We start from the raw sequence: 17,460 nt of genomic DNA on the forward strand, positions 1-17,460 counted from the left end.
CACGAGGTCCCGCTAGTTTGTCCACACCCCGCCGCGGTTGTTCTGACGCGCGCTCGGGGCTCCCTCGGCGGGGTCTGGACTACCTCGGCGGGATCCGGACTACCTCGCGGTCAGCTGGTGGTGGTCGACGACGACTGGTCGGCCTGGCCGCCCTGGTCGGTCGAGCCGCCGGGAGCGGCTCCGCCGGGTCCGCCGCCCATGCCGCCCGCGGGGGCCTCGCCCGCGGTGGCCGTGCCGACCTCCTCGCCGTCTGCGGTGAGCGTGTACGTGCCGCCGTCGGTGATCTCCGGGCCGGAGTACACGACCGACTGGGCCGTCTTCGACAGCGTGATCGTCGCGACCTCGGTCCCGTCGGCGTCGACGACCGCCACGTCCGTGCCGGCCTCGAGCGTGGCGTCGGCGGTCAGCGCCACCCAGCCCTGCGTCGAGTCCTCGTCGAACGCCTCGGCCATGCCCGCCGACCCGACCGCCAGGACGGTGCCGCCGGAGACCGTGCTGCCGCCCGCGGAGTCGAGCGCACCGTTGCCGCCGTTCGTCGGGCCCTCGACGACGACGTCGCCGCCGCTGATCACCGTGACGCCGTTGGAGTCCAGGCCGTCGCCCTCGGCGTCCACGTGCAGCGTGCCGCCCGTGATCGTGAGCGACGCACCCTCCTGGACGGCGTCCATGCCGCCGCCCCCGCCGCCCTGGGGCATCTGGCCGTCCGTGGGCGGCTCTCCCGTCGGCATCTCGCCGTCGGTCGGCGGCTCCGGCGCGGTGCCCTGGTCCTGAGCGGCCTGGTCCTGAGCGGCCTGGTCCTGGGCGGCCTGGTCGTCCGTGCCCGTCGCGGAGTCGTCGGCGGCCGTGTCGTCGGCGGCCGTGTCGTCGGCGGTCGAGTCCTCGGTGGCGGTGTCGTCCTCCGCCTCCTTCACCGTGGCGTTCAGCCCGTCGTCGGACGACGTGATGTCCACGTCGCCGCCGGAGATCGCGATGGTCGCGGCCTCCAGGCCCTCGACGGACTCCTCGATGGTCAGGGTGCCGTCCGTGATCGCGATGTCGGTGAACGCCTGCGCGCCGTCGTCGCCGGCTGCGACGGTCACGTCGCCGCCGGTCAGGGCGATGTAGCCGGCCGTGGCGTCGTCGTCGGCGTCGGACTTCAGCCCGTCGCCGCCGGACGTGACGTCGATCGTGCCCCCGCTGACGACGAGGTAGTCCTTGCCGCGGATCGCGTCGTCCACGGCGTCGACGGAGACGGTCCCGCTCGCGATGACGAGCCCGTCCTTGCCGGTGATGCCGTCGTTCGCGTTGCCGACCACGTCGAGCGCGCCGCCGCCGGAGATCGCCAGATCCGCCGTCGAGTACAGCGCGGCGTTGGCGGCGTTGTCGGATGTCGTGTCGGCGTACTCCTCGGCGTCCTCGAGCCGGTTGGTGGAGCCGTCGGCGAGGACGACGGACACCTGGTCGGCGTCCTGGACGTCGATCGCGGCGCCGGTCGAGCTGGTGACGTCCGCGCCGTCGAGCACGAGGCGCACGACGCCGTCGGCCGACGAGTCGACCACGACCTGGCCGTCGGCGAGCGTGCCGGAGAGCCGGTACGTGCCGGGCTGCGTGATCGTCACGATGGAACCGTCGACGGTGACGCCGTCGCCGGAGGCGGACGCCGAGTCGCCGTCGAGGGTGACGGCGACCTCGTCGGCCGTGTCCCAGGTCTGGTCGGCGAGGGCCGCGGTCTCCGCGGACGACAGGTTCTCGTCGAGGACCTCCTGCGCGGACCGGCCGGAGTTGTCCGTCGCGGCGACCTGGGCGGTGGTGGTGCCGGAGCCGTCCGACGCCGCGGACGTGGTGGAGCCGGCGCTGCACGCGGCCAGCGCGCCGACGGTCAGGGTCCCGGCGGCGGCGAGCGCCACGGCTCGGGTCGAGACGGTGCGGGTCCAGAGGGTCTTCCTCGGGCGGGGGATGCGCATGGTTCGGGCTCTTCTCTGGTGGGGATCGGTGGTGAGGTCAGGCGGTGCCGAGCCGCTCGCGCCGCAGGCGGCGCCAGGGGTGGTCGGGCAGGTCGGGTCGCAGGGTGGCGAGCCCGGTCGCGTACTTGGAGATGCGGTCGGGGCGGTGGCCGGCGCGCCACAGGGCGCGGTCGGCGGACGACGGCGCGGTGCCGGCCTTGGTCTCGACGACGACGAGGTCGCCGACGTCGGCGGTGCTGCGGTCGGTGGCCTCCGGGCCCGCGAGCCGCCACCGCAGGCCGGTGTCGAGGGTCACGCGGGCGTCGGGCAGCAGCACGGTGGTGCGCCGGTACGCGGAGCGCAGCACGGGGGCGAGGTGCGCCGACGGGGGCGCGTCGAGGTGGGCGGCGGCGAGCCGGTCGTCGACGAAGTCGAGGCCCTCGCCGGCCAGCGGCGTCGCGAGCTCCCACGGCCGCCGCTCCTTCACCGTGACGCCGCGGGCGGCGCGCGTCTTCACCTCGAGGAACGTGGCGTTCCCCGTGTCGACGTAGGTGCGGGTGCGGACCTTGAACCGCCGGCGACGACGGCGCGCGGCCAGCCGGAACGTCAGCAGGTCGGCCGTGTCGTAGTAGGTCGACGCGTACGTGAACGACCGGTCGCCGGCGATCTCCAGCACGCGCGGGCCGTGCGCGGCGAACGTGGCGAGCAGGGCCGCGACCTCGGCGGGGGTGAGCACGTACTTGCGGTCGACGCGGGTCTGGAGGGCGGCGGTGGCGTCGAGCTCCGCGAGGGAGACGGGCGCGGCGCCCTCCAGGCCCCGGGCGACGACGGCCGCGGCGCTCACCGGGTCACCGCCAGCGTGTCGGGGGCGGCGACGGGCGCGACGGCCGGGCGGGCGGGCCGGTCGCCGTCGCGCGGCAGGTCGTACCGGACCTCGACGCGCGTCGTGTCGTCCGCGAGGTCGAGCTCCTGCACGGAGACGGACCGCACGCGGGCGCCGAGCAGCGCCTCGAGGTGGGCGGTGAGCTCGGCGCGGTCGACGACGGCGCGGTCGAGCACGATCGTCTGCGAGCCGTGCCGTGCCAGGAGGCGCGGGTGGTCCGCGACGGCCATGACGACGAGGATCAGCGCCGAGCCGGCGACGCCGAGCCAGCCGGCCGACGTGCCCAGCCCGCCCAGGAGCCCCAGCGCGAGGGCGGCGAAGTAGTACGCCACCTCGCGCTGGGAGAGCTCGTCGGACCGCAGCCGGATGATCGACAGCACGCCGAACAGCCCGAGGCCGAGGCCGGCGGCGACCGAGGCCGACGCCAGCACGGCCGACACCGCCAGCACGCCGACGTTGACGCCGAGGTACGCGACCACGAGGTCGCGGCGGCGGTGCCGGGGGAAGTAGAGCGCGAACGTCAGGATCGACACGGCGACGAGGTCGACGGCGTACAGGGCTGCGGGAGGCATGCGGGCTCCGGGGGGACGGGGACCGGTCGTGGTCCGTGGGTGGGAAGGACACCCAGTCGACACCCCCCGTTCAGGTGGGCGCTGAGGGCGTCCTGGGAATCGGCTGCGAGCGGTGGGCGGTCGCTGGGAGCACCGCCGAGCAGCCCTGGACATGCGTGCAGACGCGCGCCGTGCGGATGATCGGACGTGACGCGGCAGACAGGACGACGGCGGCCCGCGGCCGCCGGACCGGCGGTCGTCGTGGTGCTCACGATCGTGCTGGGCACGACGGGGTGCGTCGCCGGCCGGCAGGAGCCCGGCCAGGCGACGGCGGCCGTGGCGGACGCGCTCGCGGAGGCCGGGTCCGCGGGCGAGACGGCGCGGATCGCCGTCGGCCTGCTCGACGAGGGCCGGGTCACCGGGCCCGTCGCCGACACGGTGCTGCTCGACCAGCTGCGGGTGCTCGACGACGCGGAGTCGGCGCTGACGACCCTCGTGCCGCCCGACGCGGCGTCGTCCGCGCGGCGCACGACCGGGCTGGACGCCGTCGGCGACGTCACGGACGCCGTCGTGGCGGCGCGCAGCTGGGTGGCGGCGCGCTCCGGGGGCGACCTCGCCGCCGACGAGGGCGTGCCGGCGTCGGCCGACGACCTGCTGTCCGGGCTCGCGACCGCCCTCGACGCCACCGACGCCGCCCTGGCCGAGGCGGGCGGGCCGTGAAGAAGCTGCTCGCCGCCGCGCTCGGCATCCTCACCGCCATCGGCGGGTTCGTCGACATCGGGGACCTGGTGACCAACGCCGTCGTCGGCTCCCGGTTCGGCATGTCGCTCGCGTGGGTCGTGGTGCTCGGCGTGGTCGGCATCGTCCTGTTCGCGAGCATGGCCGGGCGGGTCGCAGCGGTGAGCGGCCGCGCGACGTTCGAGATCGTCCGCGAACGGCTCGGCCCGCGCGCCGCGGGGGCGAACCTGCTCGCGTCGTTCGCGATCAACCTCCTCACCCTCACCGCGGAGGTCGGGGGCATCGCGCTCGCGCTGCACCTGGCGAGCAGCGTGGAGCAGCGCCTGTGGATCCCGGTCGCGGCGCTCGCGGTGTGGCTCGTGCTGTGGCGCGTGAAGTTCCAGATCATGGAGAACGTCGCAGGCCTCATGGGGCTGCTGCTCGTGGGGTTCGCCGTCGCGCTGTTCCAGCTCGGCCCGGACTGGGGCGAGCTGCTGCGCCAGGCCGTGCCGCCGTCGCCGCCGGGCACCGAGCACCCCGCGTCGTACTGGTACTACGCGGTCGCGCTGTTCGGCGCGGCGATGACGCCGTACGAGGTGTTCTTCTTCTCCTCCGGCGCCGTCGAGGAGCGGTGGACCGCCAAGGACCTCGGCACCAACCGGGTCAACGTGCTGCTCGGCTTCCCCCTGGGCGGCCTGCTGTCGCTCTCCATCGCCGCGTGCGCCGCCGTCGTGCTGCTGCCGGCGGGCATCGAGGTGTCGTCGCTGTCGCAGATCGTGCTGCCGGTCGCGCAGGCGGGCGGCGTGCTGCTGCTCGCGGTCGTCATCCTGGGGATCGTCGCCGCGACGTTCGGCGCCGCCCTGGAGACGGCCCTGTCCAGCGGCTACACGCTCGCGCAGTACCTCGGCTGGTCGTGGGGGAAGTTCCGCCGGCCGGCGCGGGCGGCGCGCTTCCACCTCACGATGATCGTGGCGCTGCTGCTCGCCGTCGGGATCCTCATGACCAGCGTCGACCCGGTGGCGGTGACGGAGATGTCGGTGGTGTTCTCCGCCGTCGCGCTGCCGCTGACGTACGTGCCGATCCTGGTGGTCGCGAACGACCCGGAGTACATGGGGGAGCACGTCAACGGGCGGGTGGTCAACGCCCTGGGCACGGTGTACCTGGTGGTCGTGGTGGTCGCCGCCGTCGCGGCGATCCCCCTGATGATCGCGACGGGAGCGGGGTCATGACCGAGCCGAGGGGAGAGGTGCGCCTCGTCGACGCCCGCCTGCACCTGCTGAGCCGGCAGGTGCTCGACTCGGACGGCGAGCCCGTCGGCGTGGTCGACGACCTGGCCCTCGCGGGCCCCGGCGGGGGCGATGTCGAGGCGGGCCGCGAGGTGCACGTCGACGCGATCCTCATCGGCCCCGTGCTGGCGACGCGGCTCTTCGGCGGCCGCGTGCCCGACAGCCGGCTGCCTCGCATCGCCTGGGACGACGTCGGGCACGTCGGGACGGCGATCGAGCTCACCGTGCCGTCGGACCGGCTCGACGCCGTGTGGGTGGAGCGCTGGGTGCGCGACCGCCTGATCGGGCGCATCCCCGGCGGCCGGCACGACCCGGAGGCCGGGGCATGAACGTCGGCGACCTCCTCGACGCGCGCGTGCTGGGGCCCGACGGCGCGCCCGTCGGCGTCGTCGTCGACGTCCGCCTGGCGCTCGAGGTCGTGGACGAGCCCGAGGACGGACCGGGCGCGGGGGAGGACCGTGAGGAGGCGGGGCACGACGCCCCGCTGAGCGCGCAGGCGCGTCGCGACGCCGTCGGCGGCGCGCGCCTGGTCGGGCTGCTGGTCGGGCCGCGAGGCGCCGGGTCGTTCCACGGGTACGAGCGCACCGACGTCCGTTCGCCGTGGCCGATCCCGCAGCTCGTGCGCCGCCGCCACCGCGGCACCTTCCTCGTGCGGTGGGAGGACGTGGCGGCCGTCGAGGCCGACCCGGTGGCCGACGACGCGACCCCGCGCCTGCGCCTCGCGCCGGGCTACGCCGAGCTGCCGGCGGGGCTGGGATGACCCGATGGTGGGGCCGCGGAGCCGCGGGCCTGCACCAGGTCTGGGTGCGGCATCCTCGCTGGTCGCTCGCGTTCCGGGGCGCGGTGGCCGCGGCGCTCGCCTGGCTGGTCGGGGTGGTCGCGCCGGCGCCGTTCTCCGACTACCCGTACTACGCCCCGCTGGGCGCCGTGATCGCCACGACGAGCACCCTCGCCCGGTCGGTGCGCGAGTCGGTGCAGACCGTGGGGGCCCTGCTGCTCGGCGCCGCCATCGCGCTCGCCGTCGACAGCGTGCTCGTGCCCGGCGTGCTGTCGGTGGCGCTGGTGGTGGGCCTGGCGCTGCTCTGCGCGGGCTGGCGGGTGCTCGGCGCGCAGGGGACGTGGGTCGCGAACTCGGCGATCTTCGTCCTCGTCCTCGGCCAGGGGGAGAGCGCGGAGTACGTCGGTGCGTTCGCCGGCCTGGTGGTGGTAGGGGCGGCGATCGGGACCGGGGTCAACCTCCTGCTGCCGCCGCTGCTGCTCGCGCCGTCGGCCATCGCGCTGGGGGCGCTGCGCGACGCCCTCGTGGAGCAGCTGGACGACCTGGCAGCCCGGCTGGACGACGAGGGGACGCTCGACCCGGACGAGTGGGAACGACGGCGTCGTGCCCTGTTCCCGACGATCGAGGGCGCGCGGGCGGCGGTCGCCCGGTCGGGGGAGGCGTCCCGTGGCAACCCTCGCGCCCGGCGGCACGGCGAGCGCGCCCGGTCGCAGGCCCGGCAGGCGGAGGTGCTCGGGACGGCGGCCGAGGTGGTCGACGAGGTCGTGCGGCTCCTGGTCGACTGGGAGCGCACCGGGCGCGACGAGGTCGCGCTGGGCCCGCGGCTGCGCCCGGAGCTCGCGTCGGCGCTGCGCTCGTTCGCCGACGCCCTGCGCGAACCGGAGGACGACGGCGGCCCCGACGACGCCGTGGACGCACCTCCGGTCACCTCTGCCGACGATCCTGGTGCGGCGTTCGCCCGGTCGCTCGACCGTCTCCGCGACGTCGTGCGCGACGCCCGCGAGCGCTCCGGCGGCGACCATCTCGTGGCCGGTGCGCTCGTCGTCGTGCTGCGCCGCGCCGCCGACGTGCTCACCGCCTGAGCGCTCACCTGCCACGACGCCACGCGACTGCGGGCAGGGGCCGCCGGTGTCACGGTGTGGGTCATGCGGGTCGTCGTGGTGGGGCAGACGGGGAACGTCGGGACGGCGGTGCTGCGCGCGCTGGCGGACGAGCCGGAGGTGACGTCGCTGCTGGGCGTGGCGCGGCGGCTGCCGGACCGGACGGCCGAGCCGTACCGGCGCGCGGAGTGGGCGGCCGTGGACCTGGCGGGCAGCGAGGAGGGCGTCGTCGAGCGGCTCACGGGCCTGTTCCGCGGCGCCGACGCCGTGGTGCACCTCGCGTGGCTGATCCAGCCGAACCGGGACCGCGGCCTGCTGCGCACCGTCAACGTCGAGGGGACGCGGCGGGTGGCGCGTGCCGTGGTCGCGGCCGGGGTGCGGCACCTCGTCTCGGCGTCCTCCGTCGGCGCGTACGCGCCGGTCGACGACGACGTGCCGCGCACCGAGGACTGGCCCGCCGACGGCATCGCGACCTCCCACTACAGCGTCGACAAGGCCGCCCAGGAGGACGTGCTGGACGACCTGGAGCGCGCGCACCCGGAGGTCACCGTCGCGCGGCTGCGTACCGCGCTCGTGTTCCAGGGCGACGCGGGCGCCGAGGTGACGCGGCTGTTCGTGGGCCGGCTGCTGCCCGTCGGGCTGCTGCGGCTCGGTCGCCCGCCGCTGCTTCCGTTGCCCGCCGGGCTGCGGCTCCAGGCCGTCCACGCCGACGACGCCGCGGACGCGTACCGGCGCGTGCTGCTGCGCCGTGCGGGCGGCGCGTTCAACGTGGCCGCCGACGACGTGCTGCGCGGCGACGACCTCGCCCGGCTGGTGGACCACGGCCGCCTGGTGCAGGTGCCGCCCCCGGTGGTGCGCGCGGCGGTGTCGCTCGGCCACGCGGCGCGCGTCGTCGCCGCCGACCCGGGCTGGGTGGACATGGCCATGGGCGCCCCCGTGATGGACACGACGCGGGCGGTCACGGAGCTCGGCTGGCGGTCGCGGACGTCGGCGGCCGACGCGCTCCGGGAGGTCGTGGCGGGCATGGCCGAGGGGCGGGGGCTGGGCTCCGCACCGCTGCGGCCGGCGGCCACCCGGCCCGCCGGCGCGACCACGCTGCCCCTGCGCGGAGCGCACCCGGCGGTGCCCCCGCAGGTGGACCGGGAGCTGCTCGGCCTGTACCTGTCCGACCACCTCACCGGCGCCACGGCGGGCCTCGGGCGGATCGAGCGGATGGTGGGCGACTACGCCGACCTGCCCCTGCACGCGGAGCTGGTGGAGGTGGCCGAGCAGATCCGCGGCGAGCGCGAGCTGTACGTGCGGCTCCTGCAGGAGCTCGGCCTGCCGCGTCGGCGTCACCGCCAGCTGCTGGCGGGCGTGGCCGAGCGCGTCGGGCGGCTCAAGCTCAACGGCCGGGTGGTGGAGCGGTCGCCGATGTCGGTGGTGCTGGAGGCCGAGCTCATGCGGTCGGCCGTCGTGGGCAAGCTGGGCGGCTGGCAGACCCTCGAGGAGCACGCCGCCGAGCTCGGCCTCGACCCCGCCCAGTTCCGCGGCCTCGCCGAGCGCGCGCAGCGCCAGCTCGCCACCCTCGACCGCCTGCACGAGTACGCGCGTCGGCGGGCGTTCCGCGCCGACGACGCGCCGACGGGCTGATCCCTACGACGCGGCGTCGGCCCAGGGGTCCAGCACGACCTTGATGCAGCCGTCCTCCTTGCGCTGGAAGGCGCGGTACGCCTCGGGCGCGTCCTCCAGCGGGAGGCGGTGCGTGCGCAGGTCGAGCACCCCGAGCGGGTCGGCCAGGTCGGCGGCGAGGGGGAGCAGGTCGTCGGTCCACCGCCGCACGTTCGCCTGGCCCGTGCGGATCGTGAGCTGCTTGTCGAAGATCTGCATCAGGGGCAGCGGGTCCTTCGCGCCGCCGTAGACGCCCGAGAGCGACACCGTGCCGCCACGCCGTACGAGCGCGACGGCGGCGAGGAGCGCCGCGAGCCGGTCGGCGCCGCCCTTCTCCGTCAGCGGCGCGGCGAGCACGTCGGGCAGCAGACCCACGAGCTTCTGCGTCGTCTCCGCCAGGGGCGAGCCGTGCGCCTCCATCCCGACGGCGTCGATCACGGAGTCCGGCCCGCGGCCGTCGGTGAGGTCGCCCACCGCCGTGCGGACCCCGCGCTCTCCCGGGTCGAACGTGATGACGCCGTGCCGCTGCGCCATGAGGCGCCGCGCGGGTACCGGGTCCACGCCGACCACGGTGCTCGCCCCGCGGTGCAGGGCGACGCGGGCGGCCATCTGGCCGACGGGCCCCAGCCCCAGGACGACGACGCTGCCGCCGTCGGGCACGTGCGCGTACTCCACCGCCTGCCACGCGGTGGGCAGGACGTCCGAGAGGTAGAGCCAGCGCTCGTCGGGCGTGCCGTCGTCGGGCACGACGACCGGGCCGTACTGCGCCTGAGGCACCCGCAGGTACTGGGCCTGCCCGCCCGGCACCTGGCCGTACAGCCGCGTGTACCCGAAGAGGGCGGCGCCCTTGCCCTGGTCGCGCACCTGCGTCGTCTCGCACTGGCTCTGCAGGCCGCGCTCGCACATCCAGCAGCGCCCGCAGGCGATGCCGAACGGCACCACCACGCGGTCGCCGACGGCGAGGTGCCCGACGTCGCTCCCGACCTCCTCGACGACGCCCATCGCCTCGTGGCCCAGCACGTCGCCGGCGTCGAGGAACATCCCGAGCACGCCGTACAGGTGCAGGTCGGACCCGCAGATCGCGGTGGACGTCACGCGGACCACCGCGTCGGTCGGTTCCTGGATCCGAGGATCCGGGACGTCCTCCACCCTCACGTGCTCCTTGCCCTGCCAGGTCAGTGCGCGCACCGTTCGCCCCTTCCACCCTCGACGGCGAGGAACCGGATGCCGCGCTGCTGGACACCCGGCCCGCGGCAGCCGCGGTGGGTCGCCGCACCGTCGATCGTGGAGTCCATCGGACATGGTCGCCACCGGGGCGCACCCCGTCCCCGGCACCCGCCGCTGTCGTCTCGTGCCGAAGCGGGCTACGGTCGAGGGGAGTCATGAGGCGGCTCATCTCTAGCGGCGCGAGCCACGACGGGAGGATCCACATGACCGACACCACGTCATGGGACATCGAGGGCACGCTTGCCCTCGGCACCAGCCATCCGGTGGGTCGGTACCGGCACGACCTGTCCACCGGCCTGTGGTGGTGGTCCGACGAGACCTACCGCATCCACGGTTTCGAGCCGGGTGAGGTGGTCCCCACCACCGAGCTGATCCTGGCGCACAAGCACCCCGACGACCGGGACCGCGTCAGCCAGGTGCTCCGTCATGCCTGCACCACCGGCGAGCCGTTCAGCAGCGTGCACCGCATCATGGACGCGCACGGCGACGAGCGGACCCTGGCGGTCGTCGGCGAGGGGCGCACCGACCTCACGGGCGCCGTCTGCGAGCTGGTCGGCTACTTCACCGACGTCACGCCCGCGGTCGCGCGCATCGCCGACGTCCGGGCGACGGCGAGCATCCGCGCGTCCGCCGCGCACCGGGCGACGATCGAGCAGGCCAAGGGCGTCGTCATGTGCGCGCTCCGCACCGACCTCGAGGGCGCCTTCGAGTGGCTCCGGGAGGCCTCGAACCACTCCAACCTGCCGCTGCGCGACATCGCGGCGCAGATCGTGGGGCTCGCCGCCGACGGCAACGGGGACATGCGCCAGGTCGCGGAGGCGATGGCCGACCTGCTGACGAACCGTTCCGAGCGCCGCACGCGGTAGCCGCGCTCACCGGGCCCCGGGGACGTGCCGGGGCTCCCGCATCGCCTGCGCGACGTGGCCCCCGAGGTACCCGCCCGCGCCGATGGCGCCCATGCCGGCGAGGCTGAGCAGCGTGCCCAGCCCGGTCTTGCCGGCACGCCGGGCGCGCCACGAGGCGAGCGCCAGCAGCGTGCCGACCCCGTTGCAGGTGGCGTGCACGACGGCCACCCGGCGGGCGGGCACGCTCAGCGCGCGGTAGTCGGCGAGGCCGGTCAGGGCCGTCGGCGGGGCCGCGAGCAGCCCCAGGCCGACCAGGCGACGGGCGGCGTCGGCGTGCCCCTGAGGGCGGGTGAGGTCGAGCGCGACCGCGCTCGTCCACAGCCCGATCGGCAGGTCGGTGAGCACGCTGTGCACGGGGTGGCCGACGGAACGGCCGCGCAGCTCGTCGCGCACGCGGCCGGGCGAGGGCACGACCGCGCGGGAGATCCGGTCGTACAGGCCCGCCAACGGGTCGAGGCGCTCCGCGCGCTCGAGCTCGGCGGCGAGGCGCGGCAACGTCCGGTCGGTGGGCGGGGGTGCGGGCTGGTGGTCGGGCATCGTGCCTCCTCCTGGAGTCGACGCCACTCCTCGACGCCACCCCTCGACCGTAGGACGGGTGCCCGGTGCTCGCCGTCGAGCGCCCGGGTGCGGGGAGACCGGACCCACCCCAGGCTGGGACGACGTGCCGAGACCGAGGAGGACACGCATGAGCGAGCACCCCACCGAGCGGAACCGCGCGGACGAGGACGACCCGAGCCGCCAGGCCGAGCGCGAGCGGGCGGCGCACGACGGCGACGGCAAGGCCGCCGACGTCGGGGCGGTGCCCGGCGAGAAGCCCAAGGACGACCCCGACGAGGAGGGTGAGGACCGTTTCGACGCCGGATGAGGCGGGCCCGGTGGACGTCCTCGGACGCCGGCGTTAGCGTGAAGGTCCGGCGTCAGGAAGCGGCACCGACCCTCCCACTTCGGAGGTCACGATGACGACGACAACTCCCGCCGGCACCGACCACCTCGTCTCGGCGCTCGCGGTCGGCACCCACCTGCTCACGGGCTCCTACCGGGCCGAGGCAGGGACGGGACGCTGGTGGTGGTCCGACGAGGTCGACGCGATGCTCGGCCACCAGCCCGGAGCGCTCGAGCCCGGTCCGGAGACCCTCGAGGCCAAGCTGCACCCGGACGATCGCGACCGCGTGGTGCACGACGCCGCCCGCGCGCTCGGCTCCGGCGGGCCGGTCGTGACGGCCCGACGCGTCGTCGACGCCCACGGCCGCACGCGGACCCTGCTGGTCACGGCGCAGGCCCGGCGCGTCCGCGGCGACGGGCCGCCCGAGGTCGCGGGCTACGTCGTCGACGTCACGCCGGTGCAGCGCGAGGCGGTGCAGCGCGACGTGCGCCGCGCCCTCGACAGCGCCTTCGTCTCCGCCGCCGCCATCGAGCGCGCCAAGGGCGTGCTGATGGCCGTGCACGGCGTGGACGAGGACACGGCGGAGAACCTGCTCACCGAGGCGGCGGGCGCCACCGGCGCCACGCTGCGCGAGGCCGCCACGCAGCTGATGGCGCACCTGGCCGCCGGCGAAGGCTTCGGCCGCGGTGCGAAGCAGGCCGTCCGGGAGGCCCTCGAGGCCGTGCGGCCCGCCAAACGGCCGCACGTGCACGAGGCGCAGCTCGCGCGCCGCCGGGCCGCGTGACGCCGGACCGCACGCACGACCCACGACCCACGACCCGAGGAGGACAGCATGGCCGACGACCAGCAGTCGTTCCCCGCCCAGCAGCAGGAACCGCCGGGGCTCACCGGCGCGATGACCCCGACCCCGGACCACGGGGAGCAGAGCTATCGAGGCTCCGGCCGGCTCGACGGGCTGCGCGCCCTCGTGACCGGCGGCGACTCCGGCATCGGCCGGGCCGTGGCGATCGCGTTCGCGCGCGAGGGCGCCGACGTCGCGATCGGGTACCTGCCGGAGGAAGAGGAGGACGCCCAGGAGACGGCGCGCTGGGTGCGCGAGGCGGGCCGGAAGGTCGCGCTGCTGCCCGGTGACCTCACCGACGAGCCGACGGCGCGCGGCCTGCCCGACCGGGCGGCGGCGGAGCTCGGCGGCCTCGACGTCCTCGTGAACAACGCCGGGTTCCAGATGGCGCGGCGCGACTCCGTGGAGGACATCACCACCGACGAGATCGACCGGGTGCTGAAGACCAACCTGTACGCGCTGCTGTGGGTCACGCAGTCGGCGCTGAAGCACCTGGGCGAGGGGTCGAGCATCATCAACAACTCGTCCATCCAGGCGTACGAGCCGTCGTCGTCGCTGCTCGACTACGCGTCGACCAAGGCGGCCATCAACAACATCACGGTGAACCTGGCGAGCGAGCTCGGGTCGCGCGGCATCCGGGTGAACGCCGTCGCCCCCGGCCCGATCTGGACGCCGCTGCAGCCGGCCACGCAGCCGGAGGAGAAGCTGCAGAAGTTCGGCCAGGACACGCCGCTCGGTCGCGCCGGGCAGCCGGCGGAGGTCGCGCCGGCGTTCGTGTTCCTCGCCTCCCCGCGCGACGCGAGCTACGTCTCGGCGACCGTCGTCGGCGTCACGGGCGGCAAGCCGGTGTTCTGACCGGAGCTCCGACGGTGAGGTGACGGCGTGGCGCTGCACGTGCCGGACGGCCCGGTCACGCTCGACGACGTCCCCCGGCTGCGGTCGCTGGGGGACGTCGTCGAGCTGCTGCCCGTCGCGACCCCGCTGTACGTGCGGTTCAGCGCCGGCCCGGTGGCCGACGCCGCCGCCGAGAGCCGTGACCACGAGAGCGGGTGCCTCCTTCCGGGCCTCAGCGTGAACCCGCTGGACCCGGAGCCGTGGTGGGACCGCCCCGTGGAGCACTGGGTGGCGCGGCAGCTGTGCCAGTACGCGCACCTCATGACGCCGCAGCGGTTCCCCTGGGCGCTCACCGGCGAGCTCGCCGGGCGAGGGCCGGACTGCGAGCCCTTGCTGGTCGCCGCGGTCCCGGTCGCGTCGATCGACCGCGCCGTCGTGGACGAGGCGGCCGCGCTCTACGCTCGCGTCTTCGACCCCGGCAACGACGGCACCTGAACCGGCCGGACCCCGTCTGACCTGCGCCCGAACCGTGCAGGGCCTGGCCACACCGTGCTGTCCACGCTATTGTGCAGGAGCCCGAACAAATCCTGATCCGGGTGCGCCCGGAGGAAGCAACGAGGCTCCCGATGAGACACCGACCGTCCCCGCGCCGCCACGGCGCCCTCACCCTCGCCGCGGCCGCCGCCGTCGTCGGGCTGACCGCCGGAGGCGCCTCCGCCGCACCCGCGCCGTCGACCCCGCCCTTGCCCGGCGCGGCCTCCGTGCACGACGCCGACGGCGTCAACGGCTTCAAGACGCCCGCCTACTTCCCAGGCTGGGGCCCGCAGGACGTCGGGTTCGAGGTCGCCGACCTCCAGCGCTCCGGGGCGGTCGAGGACCTCACCCACCTCAACTACGCCTTCGGCAACGTCACGACCGACCTGGTCTGCGACATCACCGACCGCGTCGACCCCGACGAGGGCGCCGTCGACCCGGAGACCGGACTGCCCGAGGGGCACATGGAGGGCGACCCGCTCAACGACTACGTGCAGCTCAAGGGCGCCGGCCAGGCCGTGGACGGCGTCGCCGACGGCGCGGGCCAGGCGCTGGCGGGCAACTTCAACCAGCTCAAGAAGCTCAAGGCGGCGAACCCCGGGCTCAAGGTGCTGATCTCCCTGGGCGGCTGGACCTGGTCGGACAACTTCTCCGAGGCGGTCAGCAGCCCGGAGAGCCGGCAGCGGCTCGTCGACTCGTGCATCGACCTGTACCTCGACGGGAACCTGCCCGTCGTCGACGACCCGGAGCACGGCGTCAAGGGCGGCGACGGCGTCGCGGCCGGCATCTTCGACGGGTTCGATATCGACTGGGAGTGGCCCGTCGTGGGCGGGGAGCACCCGAGCGACCACCCGGAGGAGGACAAGGAGAACTTCCTGTCCTTCGCGGAGCTGCTCCGTGCCGAGCTCGACGCGCGCGCCGCCACCACCGGCGAGGACTACCTCATCACCGGCTTCGCGCCCGCGTCGTGGGCGGGCCGCACCGAGGGTGGGTGGGTCGACCCGCGGCTCGCCGCCGTCGTCGACTTCCTCAACATCCAGGGTTACGACTACGTGGGGCCGTGGCAGGCGGGCAGCACCGGCCACCAGGGCAACCTGCACGAGTACCCCTCGTACGACGACCCGAGCCAGTCGGCCAACTGGGGCCTCGCCGCCGACGGCCTCATGAACGCGTACAAGAACGCCGGGTACCGCGGCGACCAGCTCGTGCTCGGCCTGGCCGCGTACGGGTACGGGTGGAAGGGCGTCGACGACCCGACGCCCGGCGCGCCCGCCAGCGGCGGATCGCTGCCGTTCACGTACTACGCGCAGCTCCAGGACCGGTTCGCCGAGGGCGGCTTCACCGAGCACTACGACGAGCGGGCCGGGCAGAGCTACTACTTCAACGGCGACGAGTGGTGGACGCTCGACACCCCGCGCTCCGTGACGGCCAAGGCCGAGTGGCTCGCCGAGAACGGCTTCGGCGGCGCCTACCTGTGGGACATCGCCGGCGACGCCGACCGCGACCTCAGCTCCGCGCTGGTCCGCACCTTCCAGGCCGCGACGCCCGGGCCCCTCGTCGGGGGCGACGGCGCCGCCCCCTGGTACCCGACCGGCGTCTACACGACCGGCGACGTCGTCTCGCACGACGGCGTCGAGTACGCCGCGAAGTGGTGGACGCGCGGCGTCGCCCCCGCGTCCGTGGCGGCCAAGAAGGACCCGTGGAAGGTCGTCGGCGAGCACGGCGACCACCCCGTCGCAGCCGAGGGCTGCGGGCCGGCGTTCGACGCGGGCACGACGTACTCCACCGGTGACGTCGTCTCCCGGGCCGGCGTGAACCACACCGCCCAGTGGTGGACCCGCGGCGAGCTGCCCGGCAGCGACGTCAAGGGCGCGTGGGACGCCGGAGCGCCCTGCGTCTGACGCCTCCGCGCGGGGTAGTGCCTCCCGTCGCCAGGTAGTGCGCGCCGCGTACGACCGGGGGACGGGAGGCACTACCGGCCGGCCTCGGACGGCGGATTTCGGGTCTGCCGGTTCGTTGGGTATCCTCGGTGGGCCGGTTCGTCCGGCGAGGTAGCGTGTCCGAGCGGCCTAAGGAGCACGCCTCGAAAGCGTGTGTGGGTGAAAGTCCACCGTGGGTTCAAATCCCACCGCTACCGCCACCCGAAGGGCCCCACCCGCGAGATTCTGCGGCTGTGGGGTCCTTCGTCGTTCCCAGGTCACCGGAAACTCACCGGATTGCTCGCCGCGTACACGCAAGCGTGGATCTGCGATCGGCCGGTAGCGAGCGTCGGGAGATTTGCCCAGCAAGCCCGACAGTGGGTGCCTACGCTGAGCCGATGGACCCGGAGCAGGTCAAGCGATTGCGGTTCGCGTGCGGATGCGTGCTCGTGCTTTCGGGTCTGTTCCTCATCTACGTCTTCGCTTCCCTGGACCCGATGCCCTTCACCGTCGTCGGTGGATTGATGGCCGTGGCCGGTTTGGCCCTTGCCGTCGTTGCTCGCCGAGAATGACGGCCGAGGTCCGTGAAGGCACCACCTGAAGGCCGCTAAACCCCGAAACATGGATCACTCCCGTTCGGGGGTCGGGTCTCAGGAGTAGCCCGCGTGATCAGTTCATCGATGACGACGCGCAGGTCCGGTGCGACGTGGGTGCGCTTCACGTAGTGCCGCACGGTGGTGCCCTCGTCGGCGTGGCCGAGCAGCGCGGTCGCGTTGGCGATGGTGGTCGAGTTGGCGACCTGCGTGGCGACGGTGCGGCGGAAGTCGTGCGGCGTGACCTTCGTGCCGATGGCGGCCTGGGCGTCGCGGAGCCGGTCGCGGATCCGGCTCGGCGACCGAGGCGTGGCGTTCGTTGACGGGAACACGAGGTCGTCGGGTCCGCCGTCGAGCCCGAGGTCCAGCGCCTCGGTGATGGCCGCGACGACGAACGCCGGCAGCGTGATCGTGCGGCGCGACGTGTCGGACTTGGGCTTGGACTGCCGCAGCAGCCGTCCCTCAACGCGGACGATGGTGCCCGTCACCGTGAGGGTCGGGATCAGAGCCTCGAGGTCGAGGTCCGCCTCCCTTAGTGCCAGGCACTCACCGATGCGCAGGCCGGTGCCGAGCATCGTGTCGACGATCTGCGGCAGCAGCGTGATGTTCCGTCGACCGCGAGGGAGCGCGGGGCGGTTCTCCCACTCCCGCACGGCCTTGCGCAGCAGGGCGATGTCCTCCAGCCCAAGGGCACGGACCTCGTCGCGTCGCGGTTTGCGCACCGTCACGGCGTCGCGCGCCGGGTTGAACGGCGCTGCCCTGTGCCGGACGCACATCATCATGACCTGCGACACATCCGGAACCAAAGTCACGCCGAACACGTGGGATTCGAACGCG

The 17,460-nt window shown here is 74.6% G+C and carries 19 protein-coding genes and 1 tRNA gene; 14 read left to right on the forward strand and 6 right to left on the reverse strand.

From position 1 onward, the window contains the following. Positions 1 to 110: 110 nt before the first annotated feature. Genes ACFQ80_RS16390 through ACFQ80_RS16400 form a run of 3 tightly spaced genes read right to left on the reverse strand, consistent with a single transcriptional unit; the run spans position 111 to position 3,377 of the window. Positions 111 to 1,943: a carbohydrate-binding domain-containing protein gene (locus ACFQ80_RS16390; protein ID WP_430564368.1), complete on the reverse strand. Its 1,833-nt coding sequence runs from the start codon at positions 1,941 to 1,943 to the stop codon at positions 111 to 113. Positions 1,944 to 1,980: 37 nt separating this feature from the next. Next, positions 1,981 to 2,766 (reverse strand): polyphosphate polymerase domain-containing protein, encoded by a 786-nt coding sequence (locus tag ACFQ80_RS16395; RefSeq protein ID WP_430564369.1) that lies wholly within the window; start codon positions 2,764 to 2,766, stop codon positions 1,981 to 1,983. After that, on the reverse strand, positions 2,763 to 3,377 hold the full coding sequence (locus ACFQ80_RS16400; RefSeq protein ID WP_430564370.1) for a DUF4956 domain-containing protein: 615 nt from the start codon (positions 3,375 to 3,377) through the stop codon (positions 2,763 to 2,765). The genes ACFQ80_RS16395 and ACFQ80_RS16400 overlap by 4 nt, the downstream gene beginning before the upstream one ends. Before the next feature lie 186 nt (positions 3,378 to 3,563). On the opposite strand from ACFQ80_RS16400, the gene ACFQ80_RS16405 reads away from it, so the two are divergent. From ACFQ80_RS16405 to ACFQ80_RS16430, 6 genes are all read left to right on the forward strand, one after another. Next, positions 3,564 to 4,076, forward strand: coding sequence for a hypothetical protein (locus ACFQ80_RS16405; protein ID WP_430564371.1), 513 nt, complete (start codon positions 3,564 to 3,566; stop codon positions 4,074 to 4,076). Further along, positions 4,073 to 5,302, forward strand: coding sequence for an NRAMP family divalent metal transporter (locus tag ACFQ80_RS16410; protein ID WP_430564372.1), 1,230 nt, complete (start codon positions 4,073 to 4,075; stop codon positions 5,300 to 5,302). Before ACFQ80_RS16405 ends, ACFQ80_RS16410 begins: the two co-directional genes overlap by 4 nt. Next, a complete protein-coding gene (locus ACFQ80_RS16415; RefSeq protein WP_430564373.1) occupies positions 5,299 to 5,688 on the forward strand; it encodes a hypothetical protein in 390 nt (129 codons plus the stop codon). The genes ACFQ80_RS16410 and ACFQ80_RS16415 overlap by 4 nt, the downstream gene beginning before the upstream one ends. Next, positions 5,685 to 6,119 carry a hypothetical protein gene (locus tag ACFQ80_RS16420; protein WP_430551395.1) on the forward strand — a complete coding sequence of 145 codons (435 nt, stop codon included), beginning with the start codon at positions 5,685 to 5,687 and terminating at the stop codon, positions 6,117 to 6,119. Before ACFQ80_RS16415 ends, ACFQ80_RS16420 begins: the two co-directional genes overlap by 4 nt. Then, positions 6,116 to 7,219, forward strand: coding sequence for a hypothetical protein (locus ACFQ80_RS16425; protein WP_430564374.1), 1,104 nt, complete (start codon positions 6,116 to 6,118; stop codon positions 7,217 to 7,219). The genes ACFQ80_RS16420 and ACFQ80_RS16425 overlap by 4 nt, the downstream gene beginning before the upstream one ends. Before the next feature lie 63 nt (positions 7,220 to 7,282). Further along, positions 7,283 to 8,869: an NAD-dependent epimerase/dehydratase family protein gene (locus tag ACFQ80_RS16430; RefSeq protein WP_430564375.1), complete on the forward strand. Its 1,587-nt coding sequence runs from the start codon at positions 7,283 to 7,285 to the stop codon at positions 8,867 to 8,869. Between the two features lie 3 nt (positions 8,870 to 8,872). Here the strand turns inward: ACFQ80_RS16430 and ACFQ80_RS16435 are convergent, their stop codons facing one another. Continuing rightward, complete coding sequence (locus ACFQ80_RS16435; RefSeq protein ID WP_430564376.1) at positions 8,873 to 10,075, reverse strand: alcohol dehydrogenase catalytic domain-containing protein; 1,203 nt, start codon at positions 10,073 to 10,075, stop codon at positions 8,873 to 8,875. Between the two features lie 242 nt (positions 10,076 to 10,317). On the opposite strand from ACFQ80_RS16435, the gene ACFQ80_RS16440 reads away from it, so the two are divergent. Beyond that, entirely contained in the window at positions 10,318 to 10,980 is a 663-nt protein-coding gene (locus tag ACFQ80_RS16440) for a PAS and ANTAR domain-containing protein (RefSeq protein ID WP_430564377.1), read from the forward strand. Between the two features lie 6 nt (positions 10,981 to 10,986). Here the strand turns inward: ACFQ80_RS16440 and ACFQ80_RS16445 are convergent, their stop codons facing one another. Then, positions 10,987 to 11,556 (reverse strand): DUF2231 domain-containing protein, encoded by a 570-nt coding sequence (locus ACFQ80_RS16445; protein ID WP_430564378.1) that lies wholly within the window; start codon positions 11,554 to 11,556, stop codon positions 10,987 to 10,989. A 148-nt stretch (positions 11,557 to 11,704) separates the two neighbouring features. Between ACFQ80_RS16445 and ACFQ80_RS16450 the strand changes: the two genes are divergently transcribed. The 7 genes from ACFQ80_RS16450 (at position 11,705) to ACFQ80_RS16480 (ending at position 16,602) form a co-directional block, all read left to right on the forward strand. Further along, positions 11,705 to 11,884, forward strand: a complete 180-nt coding sequence (locus tag ACFQ80_RS16450) for a hypothetical protein (protein ID WP_430564379.1) — start codon at positions 11,705 to 11,707, stop codon at positions 11,882 to 11,884. A gap of 91 nt (positions 11,885 to 11,975) precedes the next feature. Beyond that, positions 11,976 to 12,686: a PAS and ANTAR domain-containing protein gene (locus tag ACFQ80_RS16455; RefSeq protein WP_430551388.1), complete on the forward strand. Its 711-nt coding sequence runs from the start codon at positions 11,976 to 11,978 to the stop codon at positions 12,684 to 12,686. A 48-nt stretch (positions 12,687 to 12,734) separates the two neighbouring features. After that, positions 12,735 to 13,598 (forward strand): SDR family oxidoreductase, encoded by an 864-nt coding sequence (locus tag ACFQ80_RS16460; protein WP_430564380.1) that lies wholly within the window; start codon positions 12,735 to 12,737, stop codon positions 13,596 to 13,598. A 27-nt stretch (positions 13,599 to 13,625) separates the two neighbouring features. After that, positions 13,626 to 14,072 carry a DUF6098 family protein gene (locus ACFQ80_RS16465; protein ID WP_430564381.1) on the forward strand — a complete coding sequence of 149 codons (447 nt, stop codon included), beginning with the start codon at positions 13,626 to 13,628 and terminating at the stop codon, positions 14,070 to 14,072. A gap of 131 nt (positions 14,073 to 14,203) precedes the next feature. Next, entirely contained in the window at positions 14,204 to 16,012 is a 1,809-nt protein-coding gene (locus ACFQ80_RS16470) for a glycosyl hydrolase family 18 protein (RefSeq protein WP_430564382.1), read from the forward strand. Between the two features lie 149 nt (positions 16,013 to 16,161). Next, positions 16,162 to 16,251: transfer RNA gene (locus ACFQ80_RS16475), tRNA-Ser, on the forward strand. A 177-nt stretch (positions 16,252 to 16,428) separates the two neighbouring features. After that, positions 16,429 to 16,602: a hypothetical protein gene (locus ACFQ80_RS16480; protein WP_430564383.1), complete on the forward strand. Its 174-nt coding sequence runs from the start codon at positions 16,429 to 16,431 to the stop codon at positions 16,600 to 16,602. 35 nt (positions 16,603 to 16,637) lie between these two features. On the opposite strand, the gene ACFQ80_RS16485 is transcribed toward ACFQ80_RS16480, so the two are convergent. Next, on the reverse strand, positions 16,638 to 17,417 hold the full coding sequence (locus ACFQ80_RS16485) for a tyrosine-type recombinase/integrase (RefSeq protein ID WP_430564384.1): 780 nt from the start codon (positions 17,415 to 17,417) through the stop codon (positions 16,638 to 16,640). Between the last annotated feature and the right edge of the window lie 43 nt (positions 17,418 to 17,460).

It is taken from the genome of Isoptericola sp. NPDC056578 (assembly GCF_042793275.1).
In the GTDB taxonomy this organism is placed as follows: Bacteria; Actinomycetota; Actinomycetes; order Actinomycetales; family Cellulomonadaceae; genus Isoptericola.

Bases quoted from the DNA above. Each gene is read 5' to 3' on its own strand.
- ACFQ80_RS16390 (WP_430564368.1), bottom strand. From the start codon at position 1,943: ATGCGCATCCCCCGCCCGAGGAAGACCCTCTGGACCCGCACCGTCTCG.
- ACFQ80_RS16400 (WP_430564370.1), bottom strand. From the start codon at position 3,377: ATGCCTCCCGCAGCCCTGTACGCCGTCGACCTCGTCGCCGTGTCGATC.
- ACFQ80_RS16415 (WP_430564373.1), top strand. From the start codon at position 5,299: ATGACCGAGCCGAGGGGAGAGGTGCGCCTCGTCGACGCCCGCCTGCAC.
- ACFQ80_RS16420 (WP_430551395.1), top strand. From the start codon at position 5,685: ATGAACGTCGGCGACCTCCTCGACGCGCGCGTGCTGGGGCCCGACGGC.
- ACFQ80_RS16425 (WP_430564374.1), top strand. From the start codon at position 6,116: ATGACCCGATGGTGGGGCCGCGGAGCCGCGGGCCTGCACCAGGTCTGG.
- ACFQ80_RS16430 (WP_430564375.1), top strand. From the start codon at position 7,283: ATGCGGGTCGTCGTGGTGGGGCAGACGGGGAACGTCGGGACGGCGGTG.
- ACFQ80_RS16440 (WP_430564377.1), top strand. From the start codon at position 10,318: ATGACCGACACCACGTCATGGGACATCGAGGGCACGCTTGCCCTCGGC.
- ACFQ80_RS16445 (WP_430564378.1), bottom strand. From the start codon at position 11,556: ATGCCCGACCACCAGCCCGCACCCCCGCCCACCGACCGGACGTTGCCG.
- ACFQ80_RS16450 (WP_430564379.1), top strand. From the start codon at position 11,705: ATGAGCGAGCACCCCACCGAGCGGAACCGCGCGGACGAGGACGACCCG.
- ACFQ80_RS16455 (WP_430551388.1), top strand. From the start codon at position 11,976: ATGACGACGACAACTCCCGCCGGCACCGACCACCTCGTCTCGGCGCTC.
- ACFQ80_RS16460 (WP_430564380.1), top strand. From the start codon at position 12,735: ATGGCCGACGACCAGCAGTCGTTCCCCGCCCAGCAGCAGGAACCGCCG.
- ACFQ80_RS16470 (WP_430564382.1), top strand. From the start codon at position 14,204: ATGAGACACCGACCGTCCCCGCGCCGCCACGGCGCCCTCACCCTCGCC.
- ACFQ80_RS16480 (WP_430564383.1), top strand. From the start codon at position 16,429: ATGGACCCGGAGCAGGTCAAGCGATTGCGGTTCGCGTGCGGATGCGTG.